Below are 13,526 nucleotides of genomic sequence, written 5' to 3'. Positions count from 1 at the left end.
TAAACTGTAGCAGGAAGGAACAGCATGACAGATGTGACTATTAAAGCGCTGGCCTCAGAGATTCAGACCTCTGTGGATCGCCTGATACAGCAATTTGCTGACGCAGGCATCCGCAAATCGGCTGATGATTCTGTGACCTCGCAAGAGAAACAAACTTTGTTGACGCACCTGAACCGTGAACACGGCTCGGCGCCAGACAAGCTGACGTTACAGCGTAAGACGCGCAGTACGTTGAATATTCCAGGTACCGGTGGAAAGAGTAAATCGGTACAAATCGAAGTCCGCAAGAAACGCACCTTTGTGAAACGCGATCCGCAAGAGGCTGAACGCCTGGCCGCGGAAGAGCAGGCGCAGCGTGAAGCGGAAGAGCAGGCCCGTCGTGAAGCTGAAGAAGCAGCGAAACGCGAGGCGCAATTAAAAGCTGAACGTGAGGCCGCAGAACAAGCTAAACGTGAAGTCGCTGATAAAGCGAAACGTGAAGCTGCGGAAAAAGACAAAGTGAGCAATCAACATACCGACGAAATGACCAAAACCGCCCAGGCTGAAAAGATCCGTCGCGAGAACGAAGCCGCGGAATTGAAGCGCAAATCGGAAGAAGAAGCACGCCGCAAACTTGAAGAAGAAGCGCGCCGTGTAGCGGAAGAAGCACGCCGTATGGCTGAAGAAAACGAAAAAAATTGGTCTGAAACCTCAGACAGCCCGGAAGATAGCAGCGACTATCACGTCACCACATCACAGCATGCTCGTCAGGCTGAAGATGATAACGATCGTGAAGTCGAAGGCGGTCGCGGCCGTAGCCGTAGCAGCAAAGCGGCTCGTCCGGCGAAGAAAGGCAACAAACACGCTGAATCGAAAGCTGATCGTGAAGAAGCCCGCGCGGCCGTGCGCGGCGGTAAAGGCGGTAAGCACCGTAAAGGTTCCGCTCTGCAGCAGGGCTTCCAGAAGCCAGCGCAGGCCGTTAACCGTGACGTCGTAATCGGCGAAACCATCACCGTTGGCGAACTGGCTAACAAGATGGCGGTGAAAGGTTCTCAGGTCATCAAAGCGATGATGAAGCTGGGCGCCATGGCGACCATCAACCAGGTCATCGACCAGGAAACCGCACAGCTGGTTGCCGAAGAGATGGGCCACAAAGTTATCCTGCGTCGTGAAAACGAACTGGAAGAAGCCGTAATGAGCGACCGTGACACCGGCGCGGCGGCTGAACCGCGCGCACCGGTCGTGACCATTATGGGTCACGTTGACCACGGTAAAACCTCGCTGCTGGACTACATTCGTTCTACCAAGGTTGCCTCCGGCGAAGCGGGTGGTATTACCCAGCACATCGGTGCTTACCACGTCGAAACCGACAACGGCATGATCACCTTCCTGGATACCCCGGGCCACGCCGCGTTTACCTCCATGCGTGCTCGTGGCGCGCAGGCGACGGATATCGTGGTTCTGGTGGTGGCGGCAGACGACGGCGTGATGCCGCAGACTATCGAAGCTATCCAGCACGCTAAAGCGGCGCAGGTACCGGTGGTAGTGGCGGTGAACAAGATCGATAAGCCAGAAGCCGATCCGGATCGCGTGAAGAACGAACTGTCCCAGTACGGCATCCTGCCGGAAGAGTGGGGCGGCGAGAGCCAGTTTGTCCACGTTTCCGCGAAAGCGGGTACCGGCATCGACGACCTGCTGGACGCGATCCTGCTGCAGGCTGAAGTTCTTGAGCTGAAAGCGGTCCGCAACGGTATGGCGAGCGGCGCGGTCATCGAATCCTTCCTTGATAAAGGTCGTGGTCCGGTAGCTACCGTTCTGGTTCGCGAAGGTACTCTGCACAAGGGCGACATTGTTCTGTGCGGCTTCGAATATGGCCGTGTGCGCGCGATGCGTGACGAACTGGGTCGCGAAGTGCTGGAAGCGGGTCCGTCCATTCCGGTGGAAATCCTCGGCCTGTCCGGTGTGCCGGCTGCCGGTGATGAAGTGACCGTAGTGCGTGACGAGAAAAAAGCGCGTGAAGTGGCGCTGTATCGTCAGGGCAAATTCCGTGAAGTTAAGCTGGCGCGTCAGCAGAAATCTAAACTGGAAAACATGTTCGCTAACATGACCGAAGGCGAAGTTCACGAAGTGAACATCGTACTGAAGGCGGACGTACAGGGTTCTGTCGAAGCGATTTCCGATTCCTTACTGAAACTGTCTACCGACGAAGTGAAAGTGAAGATCATCGGTTCCGGCGTAGGTGGTATCACCGAAACCGACGCTACCCTGGCAGCAGCATCCAACGCGATTCTGGTTGGCTTCAACGTTCGTGCCGATGCCTCTGCGCGTAAAGTTATCGAAGCGGAAAGCCTGGATCTGCGTTACTACTCCGTCATCTATAACCTGATCGACGAAGTGAAAGCGGCGATGAGCGGCATGCTGTCTCCGGAACTGAAACAGCAGATCATCGGTCTGGCTGAAGTGCGTGATGTCTTCAAATCGCCGAAATTCGGCGCCATCGCGGGCTGTATGGTTACCGAAGGGACGATCAAACGTCACAACCCAATCCGCGTTCTGCGTGACAACGTGGTTATCTATGAAGGCGAGCTGGAATCCCTGCGCCGCTTCAAAGATGACGTTAACGAAGTCCGTAACGGCATGGAATGTGGTATCGGCGTGAAGAACTACAACGACGTTCGCGTTGGCGATATGATCGAAGTGTTCGAAATCATCGAAATCCAGCGTAGCATCGATTAATCATTTGATGGCTAAGCAGCCGGGGAAGCGAAGCGCCACCCGGCAATCATTTTAAAAAGGGGCTTTTGGCCCCTTTTTTGTCTTTATTCTGGAGAACTTATTATGGCGAAAGAATTTGGTCGCCCGCAGCGTGTGGCCCAGGAGATGCAAAAAGAGATTGCCATCATCCTGCAGCGTGAAATTAAAGATCCGCGTCTGGGCATGATGACCACCGTTTCCGGTGTGGAAATGTCCCGTGACCTGGCCTATGCCAAGGTGTATGTCACCTTCCTTAACGACAAAGATGAAGCCGCGGTGAAAGCGGGCATCAAAGCGCTGCAGGAAGCTTCTGGCTTTATCCGCTCTCTGCTGGGGAAAGCGATGCGTCTGCGCATCGTACCGGAACTGACTTTCTTCTACGACAACTCACTGGTCGAAGGGATGCGTATGTCCAACCTGGTCACCAGCGTGGTGAAACACGACGATGAGCGTCGTGTGAACCCGGACGACAGCAAGGAGGACTGATGAGTCGTCCTCGTCGTCGCGGCCGCGACGTGCATGGCGTATTGTTGCTGGACAAGCCTCAGGGCGCCTCCAGTAACGATGTGCTGCAAAAAGTAAAACGTATTTATAACGCCAACCGCGCCGGGCATACCGGCGCGCTGGATCCGCTGGCGACCGGTATGCTGCCGATCTGCCTTGGCGAAGCGACCAAGTTTTCCCAGTATCTGCTGGACTCCGATAAGCGTTACCGCGTGATCGCCAAACTTGGCCAGCGCACGGATACCTCCGATGCCGACGGTCAGGTGGTGGAAGAGCGCCCGCTGACTTTTTGCGACGAACAGCTGGCGGCGGCGCTGGACAGCTTCCGCGGCGAGACGCAGCAGGTGCCGTCGATGTATTCGGCGCTGAAATATCAGGGCAAGAAGCTATACGAATATGCTCGCCAGGGTATTGAAGTTCCGCGGGAAGCCCGGCCGATAACCGTCTATGAGCTGCTGTTTATTCGCCGCGAAGGCGATGAGCTGGAGCTGGAGATCCACTGCTCGAAAGGCACCTACATCCGGACGATTATCGATGATTTAGGTGAGAAGCTCGGCTGCGGCGCGCACGTGATTTTCCTGCGTCGCCTGGCGGTAAGCAAATACCCGGTCGAGCGGATGGTGACCCTCGAGCAGCTGCAGGCGCTGGTCGATGAGGCGGCGGCGCAGGATATTCCTGCCGCTCAGTTGCTTGATCCGCTGCTGATGCCGATGGACAGCCCGGCCTCGGATTACCCGCTGGTTAATATTCCAGAAACCTCCGCAGTCTACTTTAAGAACGGCAACCCGGTACGTCAGTCAGGCGCGCCGCTTAACGGGCTGGTGCGGGTGATGGAGAGCGAGTCCGGCAAGTTTCTCGGCATGGGCGAAATTGACGATGAAGGCCGCGTGGCCCCGCGTCGTCTGGTGGTGGAATACCCGGCGTAAGCGCTTTTCTTGCGATAAAAGCCTGCTACGAGTAGAATATCGCCGCTTAACGTCCGCTAACGTGTTTTAACATTTTCGGGCGTTGCATCAGGGGTCGCTGAATTAGAGATCGGCACCCTTTCTTTCTTTTAATTTTTGGAGTTATAAAATGTCTCTAAGCGTTGAAGCTAAAGCAAAAATCGTTTCTGAGTTTGGTCGTGGCGAAAACGACAGCGGTTCTACCGAAGTTCAGGTTGCACTGCTGACCGCACAGATCAACCACCTGCAGGGCCACTTTGCAGAGCACAAAAAAGATCACCACAGCCGTCGTGGTCTGCTGCGCATGGTTTCTCAGCGTCGTAAACTGCTCGACTACCTGAAACGTAAAGATGTTGCCCGTTACTCTGCGCTGATTGAGCGTCTGGGTCTGCGTCGCTAATTCTGCGAGTTTCAGAAAAAGGGGCCTGACGGCCCCTTTTTTCGACCGGGCGGCAGCAATTCATTCAAAACTCATGTATTGTTGCTAGTAATGATCTTCATGCAGAGGTTCGCGCGGCTAATGAGAGGCTTCATCCGCAGGGGCGGGTAAAGGTTGTCATTAGTCGCGAGGATGCAGAAGATCGGGTCAATAGACGCTATGTCGTGGATATGGCGTGATTTATAGATAAAAAGGATAGAATTTTGCTTAATCCGATCGTTCGTAAATTCCAGTACGGCCAGCATACCGTGACCCTGGAAACCGGCATGATGGCGCGCCAGGCAACGGCCGCTGTGATGGTTAGCATGGATGACACTGCGGTATTCGTTACCGTTGTGGGTCAGAAAAAAGCGAAGCCAGGCCAGGACTTTTTCCCGCTGACCGTTAACTACCAGGAGCGTACCTACGCTGCCGGTAAAATCCCGGGTGGTTTCTTCCGTCGTGAAGGCCGTCCAAGCGAAGGCGAAACCCTGATCGCGCGTCTGATTGACCGCCCGGTTCGCCCGCTGTTCCCGGAAGGCTTCGTTAACGAAGTTCAGGTTATCGCCACCGTCGTTTCCGTTAACCCGCAGGTTAACCCAGACATCGTCGCGATGATCGGTGCTTCCGCTGCGCTGTCGCTGTCTGGTATTCCGTTCAATGGCCCAATCGGCGCTGCGCGCGTGGGTTACATCAACGACCAGTACGTACTGAACCCAACCCAGGAAGAACTGAAGTCCAGCAAACTGGACCTGGTGGTTGCCGGTACCGAAGCGGCCGTGCTGATGGTGGAATCCGAAGCGGAACTGCTGAGCGAAGACCAGATGCTGGGCGCGGTGGTCTTCGGCCACGAGCAGCAGCAGATTGTTATTCAGAACATCAACGACCTGGTGAAAGAAGCCGGTAAACCGCGTTGGGACTGGCAGCCGGAAGCGGTCAACGAAGCGCTGAACGCGCGCGTGGCTGCGCTGGCTGAATCCCGTCTGAGCGATGCTTACCGTATCACCGACAAACAAGAGCGTTACGCTCAGGTTGACGTGATCAAATCTGAAACCATCGCCACGCTGGTTGCTGAAGATGAAACCCTGGACGCTAACGAGCTGGGTGAAATCCTGCACGCCATCGAGAAAAATGTGGTTCGTAGCCGCGTACTGGCCGGCGAGCCGCGTATCGATGGCCGTGAAAAAGATATGATCCGTGGTCTGGACGTTCGTACCGGCGTTCTGCCGCGTACTCACGGTTCCGCGCTGTTCACCCGTGGCGAAACGCAGGCGCTGGTTACCGCGACTCTGGGTACCGCACGCGATGCGCAGAACATCGACGAACTGATGGGCGAGCGCACCGACTCCTTCCTGTTCCACTACAACTTCCCTCCGTACTCCGTAGGCGAAACTGGCATGGTGGGGTCTCCGAAGCGTCGTGAAATCGGTCACGGTCGTCTGGCGAAGCGCGGCGTACTGGCCGTGATGCCGACTATTGAAGAATTCCCGTACACCGTGCGCGTGGTATCGGAAATCACCGAATCTAACGGTTCCTCTTCCATGGCTTCCGTCTGCGGCGCCTCTCTGGCGCTGATGGACGCCGGCGTGCCGGTAAAAGCCGCTGTGGCGGGTATCGCAATGGGTCTGGTGAAAGAAGGCGACAACTTCGTCGTGCTGTCTGACATCCTCGGTGACGAAGATCACCTCGGCGATATGGACTTCAAAGTTGCGGGTTCCCGCGACGGTATCTCTGCGCTGCAGATGGATATCAAAATTGAAGGTATCACCAAAGAAATCATGCAGGTTGCATTGAACCAGGCTAAAGGTGCGCGTCTGCACATCCTGGGCGTGATGGAGCAGGCGATTAACGCGCCGCGCGGCGATATCTCTGAATTCGCACCGCGTATCCACACCATCAAGATCAACCCGGACAAGATCAAAGACGTTATCGGTAAAGGCGGTTCTGTTATCCGTGCCCTGACCGAAGAGACCGGTACTACCATCGAGATCGAAGATGACGGTACCGTGAAGATCGCAGCGACCGACGGCGACAAAGCGCAGCATGCTATCCGTCGTATCGAAGAGATCACCGCTGAGATCGAAGTTGGCCGCATCTACAATGGTAAAGTGACCCGTATCGTTGACTTTGGCGCATTCGTTGCCATCGGCGGCGGTAAAGAAGGTCTGGTTCACATCTCGCAGATCGCTGACAAGCGCGTTGAGAAAGTGACTGACTACCTGCAGATGGGTCAGGAAGTACCGGTTAAGGTTCTGGAAGTTGACCGCCAGGGCCGTGTCCGTCTGAGCATTAAAGAAGCAACTGAACAGACTCCGTCTGCCGCAGCGCCGGAAGCTCCGGCTGCCGAGCAGGGCGAGTAAGGTTGCCGTTAGCCCTCCGCTTTTGCGGAGGGCGTTTTACGGGCAGGACGCCTCGTTTGCAGCCGGGGAACAGGACGTTCATCCAATCGTTGTCTTCGGGAGTGGGAAATGAAGCCTTTTTTGCGCTGGTGTTTCGTGGCGACAGCTCTCACGCTGGCAGGATGCAGTAGCACCGCCTGGCGTAAGGACGCCGTCCTCGCAGTACCATTGCAACCGACTTTACAGCAAGAAGTGATTCTGGCACGCATGGAACAAATTCTTGCCAGTCGGGCTTTATCCGATGACGAACGCGCACAGCTTTTATATGAGCGCGGAGTGTTGTATGATAGTCTCGGTCTGAGGGCACTTGCGCGAAATGATTTTTCACAAGCGCTGGCAATCCGACCCGATATGCCGGAAGTATTCAATTACTTAGGCATTTACTTAACGCAGGCAGGCAATTTTGATGCTGCCTATGAAGCGTTTGATTCTGTACTTGAGCTTGATCCAACTTACAACTACGCGCACTTGAACCGCGGTATCGCCCTGTATTACGGCGGCCGGGCTAAGTTAGCGCAAGATGATCTGCTGGCGTTTTATCAAGACGATCCCAATGATCCTTTCCGTAGCCTGTGGCTTTATATCGCCGAGCGTAAACTCGACGAGAAGCGGGCGCTTGAAGCACTCAGAGAGCGCTTAAACAAGTCGGATAAAGAGCAATGGGGATGGAACATTGTCGAGTTCTACCTTGGCGACATTAGCGAAAAAGAGCTGATGACTCGTCTGAAGGCAGACGCAACGGATAACACCTCGCTCGCTGAGCATCTCAGTGAAACCAACTTCTATTTAGGTAAGTACTACCTAAGTCTGGGGGACAAGGACAGCGCTACGGCACTGTTCAAACTGGCGGTCGCCAACAACGTACACAACTACGTTGAGCACCGATACGCATTGTTGGAATTATCGCTCTTGGGCCAGGAGCAAGATGACCTGGCAGAATCGGACCAGCAATAGCTGACGAACACATCAGCCCATAGTTTTTTGCTTGCCATCACCTTCGCGGGTGAGGGCGTTGTTGTTCGTTAATACACCTACTTTGAGCCGGTTCACACTTTTCAATGAAAATTACCGTAAATTTTCACGATGAGTTATGTAGACTGGCCGCCATTAATTTTGAGGCACACGTACTACATGGCTGAATTCGAAACCACTTTTGCAGATCTGGGCCTGAAGGCTCCTATCCTTGAAGCGCTCACCGATCTGGGTTACGAAAAACCATCTCCGATCCAGGCTGAGTGCATTCCGCATCTGCTGGACGGCCGCGACGTTCTGGGTATGGCCCAGACCGGTAGCGGTAAAACCGCAGCATTCTCTTTACCGCTGCTGAACAACATCGATCCTGAGCTGAGAGCACCGCAGATTCTGGTGCTGGCGCCGACCCGCGAGCTGGCGGTACAGGTTGCTGAAGCAATGACGGAATTCTCTAAACATATGCGCGGCGTGAACGTGGTTGCCCTGTACGGCGGCCAGCGTTATGACGTGCAGCTGCGCGCCCTGCGTCAGGGTCCGCAGATCGTCGTCGGTACCCCGGGTCGTCTGCTGGACCACCTGAAGCGCGGCACCCTGGACCTCTCCAAACTGAGCGGCCTGGTACTGGATGAAGCAGATGAAATGCTGCGCATGGGCTTTATCGAAGACGTAGAAACCATTATGGCGCAGATCCCTGAAGGGCATCAGACCGCGCTGTTCTCCGCCACCATGCCGGAAGCTATCCGTCGCATTACCCGTCGCTTTATGAAAGAGCCGCAGGAAGTGCGCATTCAGTCCAGCGTGACGACTCGCCCGGATATCAGCCAGAGCTACTGGACTGCCTACGGCATGCGTAAAAACGAAGCGCTGGTGCGTTTCCTGGAAGCGGAAGACTTTGATGCGGCGATTATCTTCGTCCGTACCAAAAACGCGACCCTGGAAGTAGCTGAAGCGCTGGAGCGTAATGGCTACAACAGCGCGGCGCTGAACGGCGACATGAACCAGGCGCTGCGTGAGCAGACTCTGGAACGCCTGAAAGATGGTCGTCTGGATATCCTGATTGCGACTGACGTTGCGGCCCGTGGCCTGGACGTTGAGCGTATCAGCCTGGTGGTGAACTACGACATCCCAATGGATTCTGAATCCTACGTTCACCGTATCGGCCGTACTGGTCGTGCCGGTCGTGCTGGCCGCGCGCTGCTGTTCGTTGAGAACCGCGAGCGTCGTCTGCTGCGCAACATCGAACGCACCATGAAGCTGACCATTCCTGAAGTGGAACTGCCTAACGCGGAGCTGCTGAGCAAGCGTCGTCTGGAAAAATTCGCCGCGAAAGTTCAGCAGCAGCTGGAAAGCAGCGATCTGGATCAGTACCGTGCACTGCTGGCGAAAATCCAGCCGACGGCGGAAGGTGAAGAGCTGGACGTGGAAACGCTGGCTGCTGCGCTGCTGAAGATGGCTCAGGGCGAACGTTCGCTGATCGTTCCGCCGGACGCGCCGATGCGTCCACGTCGTGAATTCCGCGATCGTGACGATCGTTTCGACCGTCGTGGCGACCGTAATGATCGCGGCCCGCGCGGCGATCGCGAAGATCGTCCGAAGCGTGAGCGTCGTGACGTGGGTGACATGGAGCTGTATCGCATTGAAGTGGGTCGCGATGACGGCGTTGAAGTGCGTCATATCGTTGGCGCGATCGCCAATGAAGGCGATATCAGCAGCCGTTACATCGGTAACATCAAGCTGTTCGCTTCTCACTCCACCATTGAGCTGCCGAAAGGGATGCCGGGCGAAGTGCTGCAGCACTTTACTCGTACCCGTATCCTGAACAAGCCGATGAACATGCAGCTGCTGGGCGATGCGCAGCCGCGCACCGAACGTCGTGGCGGCGGTGAGCGTCGCGAAGGCGGCCGTGGCTTTGGCGGCGAGCGTCGTGAAGGCGGCCGTGGCTTCGGTGGCGAACGTCGTGAAGGCGGTCGTGGTGAAGGACGTCGTTTCAGCGGCGAACGTCGTGAAGGCCGTGCGCCGCGTCGTGACGATGCATCCGCGCCGCGCCGCGATGACTCAGCCGGCCGCCGTCGCTTCGGTGGCGATGCGTAATCAACGCCGCCCGCTAGCGTAAACTAAATAATACAGCCCCGATCGTCATGATTGGGGCTTTTTTTATTCCCTTTGTACTCGTGTACTGGTACAGTGCGTCATGCTCAACGTGAGCGAAGTATTTTCGACTGGAGAAATCGGTAAATGGCGACACTAACCACTACGGCAACCCGTCCGTCTCTGTTTGGCGGCGTGGTGATTATCGGCGGCACGATTATCGGCGCGGGCATGTTCTCGCTGCCGGTGGTGATGTCCGGCGCGTGGTTTTTCTGGTCGCTGGCGGCGCTGGTCTTCACCTGGTTCTGCATGCTGCACTCCGGTTTGATGATCCTCGAGGCCAATCTTAACTACCGCATCGGCTCCAGCTTCGACACCATTACCAAAGACCTGCTCGGCAAGGGCTGGAACCTGGTGAACGGTGTATCAATCGCCTTTGTGCTCTATATCCTGACCTACGCCTATATTTCGGCGAGCGGTTCGATCCTCCACCACACCTTCAGTGAACTGTCGCTGAAGGTGCCGGCGCGCGCGGCGGGCTTCGGCTTTGCGCTGCTGGTGGCGTTTATCGTCTGGATGAGCACCAAAGCGGTGAGCCGCATGACGGCTATCGTACTGGGCGCTAAGGTGATCACCTTCTTCCTGACCTTCGGTAGCCTGCTCGGGCACGTCGAGCCGACGACGTTATTTAACGTTGCGGAGAAGAATGCCTCCTATGCGCCATACCTGCTGATGACGCTCCCGTTCTGCCTGGCCTCGTTTGGCTATCACGGCAACGTGCCGAGCCTGATGAAATACTACGGAAAAGATCCGCGCACCATCATCCGCTGCTTAACCTACGGTACGCTGCTGGCGCTGGGTCTGTATGTCGTTTGGCTGCTGGTGACGATGGGTAACATCCCTCGTCCGCAGTTTATCGACATCGCGCAGAAGGGCGGCAACATTGATGTGCTGGTGCAGGCGCTGAGCGGCGTGCTGAATAGTCGGAGTCTGGATCTGCTGCTGGTGGTGTTCTCGAACTTTGCTGTCGCCAGTTCGTTCCTCGGCGTAACGCTGGGGCTGTTCGACTACCTGGCGGATCTGTTTGGCTTTGACGATAGCGCGATGGGACGCTTTAAAACCGCGCTGCTGACCTTTATCCCGCCGATGATTGGCGGACTGGTCAAACCCGATGGTTTCCTCTACGCCATCGGCTATGCTGGCCTGGCGGCGACGATCTGGGCGGCGATTGTACCGGCGCTGCTGGCTCACGCCTCACGCAAACGCTTCGGCAGCCCACAGTTCCGCGTTTGGGGCGGAACGCCAATGATTGTGCTGATCCTGCTCTTTGGCCTCGGCAATGCGGTTGTACATATCCTGTCGAGCGTCAATCTGCTGCCGGTTTATCAGTAAAGCTATTGCCCGGTGGCGCGACGTCCACCGGGCTGACGTGTGTGTTACCCCAACAGCTCCTCTTTCACCTGCATCGCTAAATCGAAAGAATGCAGACGCGCCTGGTGGTCGAAGATCTGGCCATTGACCATGATTTCGTCCGCCTCGGTTTCACGCAGAATCGACTCTAGCCCATGGCGGACTTTAGTTTTATCGCCGACCAACGACATGCTCAGTGCCTGCTGCACACCATACTGCTCGGACGCTGACCACAGCTGATGCATATTTTCCACCGGCGGCGGCAACTGACCGGTCTCGCCGCGACGCAGCTTCACAAACGCCTGTTGCATGGAGGTGAAGAGAAACTCCGCATCGCGGTTGCTGTCGGCGGCGATGATATTGATACACACCATCGCGTACGGTTTTTCCAGCCGCGCCGAAGGTTTGAAATTGCTGCGATACAGATGCAGGGCCTGGAACAACATATCCGGCGCGAAGTGCGAGGCGAAGGCAAACGGCAGGCCGAGCTGCGCCGCCAGTTGCGCGCTATAGAGGCTTGAGCCCAGCAGCCATACTGGAATGCGCTCCCCGTAGCCGGGAACCGGGCGCACGTGCGGGTTCGGATCGCGGGCGTCAAACCAGTCCACCAGTTCCGCTACATCGCGCGGGAAATTATCGACATCGCCGCTCATATGGCGACGCAGGGCGCGCATGGTCGGCTGATCGCTGCCCGGCGCGCGGCCAAGGCCGAGGTCGATCCGCCCGGGGTAAAGGGTGTTCAGGGTGCCGAACTGCTCAGCTATCACCAGTGGAGAGTGGTTAGGCAGCATCACGCCGCCGGACCCGAGATGCAGGGTGGTGGTGTTGGCGGCGAGATAGCCAATCAGCACCGAGGTCGCTGCGCTGGCAATGCCGACCATATTATGATGCTCCGCCAGCCAGTAGCGATGATAGCCGCGCGATTCGGCCAGCCGGGCGAGATCCAGAGAGTGGGTAAAGGCTTCTTTGGCAGAAGATCCTTGCGGGATCGGCGCCAGATCGAGCACCGAGAATGGAACAGATTTGTCAGTCATAAAGGCTCACTTTGCTACAGCATCGTCATCAGATTGAAGGTCTTCTTCCAGCCTGGCGCATCCTGGACGCGCCAGCCAGAAAAGCTGCATCTTTAATAATGCATTAAAATCTGAGCACTGTTGTTAACAAAGTGAGCGGTTTATCAGGCCTGAAGCACCAGTCCTGGCAATCGTTTCCAGTAGCCGTTGCAATCGCTATTGCTGGTGAGATCCAGCGGCGCAGCGCCGTTTTCGTTGGCGCGGAAGGCCTCGAGCATGGCGAAGGTCTCGTTGCCCATCGGCGACAGGCGCACCATATCCACCAGGCCGTGCATGGAGGTCAGCTCATTGCCCAGGTTATAGACGTAGCCGCTCATGGTCTGAATACCATTGAGCACGAACACCTGCTGGTTCTCCTGCGACAGCATGCTGCGCCCGGTTGGGTACTTGATGCAGCAGGTTTCGCACTCGTCCTTTGGCCGGTCTTCCGAGCGGGCGGTAAAGCAGCGCGCGGAATAAGCCAGCGGCAGATGGCCGTAGCTCAGCACTTCGACTTCAAACTGGTTGCGGATACCCAGCTCTTCGCACTGGGTCAGTAAATTAGCCAGCCAGTCGCGGGAGAGTTCCACCGGCATGCACCAGCGCACCATGCCCTGTTTCCGCAGCAGGCGCAGGGTGACGGCGTTGTAGCAGTTCAGCGCATGCCCGGCGACGAACGGTAGCTTGCGTTCGGCGCAGAGATTTACCACGCCCAAATCACTAGCCTCAATCAGAAATTCGCCGTTATCGACATAGCGCTTCAGCTCGCCCAGTTCAGAAGAGGCCTGCACCAGCGCGAGGGTGGAGAGCACCACCTGCTTGCCGCTAGCGGCCAGCGTTTTCGCCATTTCGATCCAGTCGCCAACTTTGGTGGCGCGGCGTTTGCTGCATACCGCTTCGCCGAGATAAATGGTGTCGGCGCTGCAGTTTGCCGCCTGCTGGTAAAAATCTTCCAGCGTCTCTTTTGGCCAGTAGTACAGCACCGGCCCTAATGAATATTTCATGT

11 protein-coding genes are annotated in these 13,526 nt (G+C 56.5%); 8 read left to right on the top strand and 3 right to left on the bottom strand.

From position 1 onward, the window contains the following. The first annotated feature begins 24 nt into the window (after nt 1-24). The 4 genes from KPHS_47140 to KPHS_47110 all read left to right on the top strand — a co-directional run bounded on the left by KPHS_47140 (nt 25) and on the right by KPHS_47110 (nt 4,581). Nucleotides 25-2,715, top strand: coding sequence for a translation initiation factor IF-2 (locus KPHS_47140; protein YP_005229014.1), 2,691 nt, complete (start codon nt 25-27; stop codon nt 2,713-2,715). A 102-nt stretch (nt 2,716-2,817) separates the two neighbouring features. Further along, nucleotides 2,818-3,219 (top strand): ribosome-binding factor A, encoded by a 402-nt coding sequence (locus KPHS_47130; protein YP_005229013.1) that lies wholly within the window; start codon nt 2,818-2,820, stop codon nt 3,217-3,219. After that, nucleotides 3,219-4,163, top strand: a complete 945-nt coding sequence (locus KPHS_47120; RefSeq protein YP_005229012.1) for a tRNA pseudouridine synthase B — start codon at nt 3,219-3,221, stop codon at nt 4,161-4,163. The genes KPHS_47130 and KPHS_47120 overlap by 1 nt, the downstream gene beginning before the upstream one ends. 148 nt (nt 4,164-4,311) lie before the next feature. Further along, nucleotides 4,312-4,581 (top strand): 30S ribosomal protein S15, encoded by a 270-nt coding sequence (locus KPHS_47110; RefSeq protein ID YP_005229011.1) that lies wholly within the window; start codon nt 4,312-4,314, stop codon nt 4,579-4,581. Between the two features lie 71 nt (nt 4,582-4,652). Here KPHS_47110 and KPHS_47100 read toward each other — a convergent pair whose 3' ends face one another. Continuing rightward, a complete protein-coding gene (locus KPHS_47100; protein ID YP_005229010.1) occupies nt 4,653-4,865 on the bottom strand; it encodes a hypothetical protein in 213 nt (70 codons plus the stop codon). On the opposite strand from KPHS_47100, the gene KPHS_47090 reads away from it, so the two are divergent. From KPHS_47090 to KPHS_47060, 4 genes are all read left to right on the top strand, one after another. Next, nucleotides 4,824-6,959: a polynucleotide phosphorylase/polyadenylase gene (locus tag KPHS_47090; RefSeq protein ID YP_005229009.1), complete on the top strand. Its 2,136-nt coding sequence runs from the start codon at nt 4,824-4,826 to the stop codon at nt 6,957-6,959. The two genes, KPHS_47100 and KPHS_47090, sit on opposite strands and share 42 nt — an antisense overlap. A gap of 108 nt (nt 6,960-7,067) precedes the next feature. Continuing rightward, nucleotides 7,068-7,952 (top strand): lipoprotein NlpI, encoded by an 885-nt coding sequence (locus KPHS_47080; RefSeq protein ID YP_005229008.1) that lies wholly within the window; start codon nt 7,068-7,070, stop codon nt 7,950-7,952. A gap of 177 nt (nt 7,953-8,129) precedes the next feature. After that, entirely contained in the window at nt 8,130-10,061 is a 1,932-nt protein-coding gene (locus KPHS_47070) for an ATP-dependent RNA helicase DeaD (RefSeq protein YP_005229007.1), read from the top strand. A gap of 144 nt (nt 10,062-10,205) precedes the next feature. Continuing rightward, a complete protein-coding gene (locus KPHS_47060; RefSeq protein YP_005229006.1) occupies nt 10,206-11,450 on the top strand; it encodes a tryptophan permease in 1,245 nt (414 codons plus the stop codon). A gap of 44 nt (nt 11,451-11,494) precedes the next feature. Here the strand turns inward: KPHS_47060 and KPHS_47050 are convergent, their stop codons facing one another. Then, nucleotides 11,495-12,502 (bottom strand): LLM class flavin-dependent oxidoreductase, encoded by a 1,008-nt coding sequence (locus tag KPHS_47050; RefSeq protein YP_005229005.1) that lies wholly within the window; start codon nt 12,500-12,502, stop codon nt 11,495-11,497. Nucleotides 12,503-12,645: 143 nt separating this feature from the next. Next, complete coding sequence (locus tag KPHS_47040) at nt 12,646-13,524, bottom strand: putative protease (RefSeq protein YP_005229004.1); 879 nt, start codon at nt 13,522-13,524, stop codon at nt 12,646-12,648. Nucleotides 13,525-13,526: the final 2 nt, after the last annotated feature.

This window comes from Klebsiella pneumoniae subsp. pneumoniae HS11286 (assembly GCF_000240185.1).
GTDB classification, from domain to species: domain Bacteria; phylum Pseudomonadota; class Gammaproteobacteria; order Enterobacterales; family Enterobacteriaceae; genus Klebsiella; species Klebsiella pneumoniae.
Note: the sequence above shows the minus strand (reverse complement) of the source record. Positions and strands in the feature narration are given on the sequence as shown.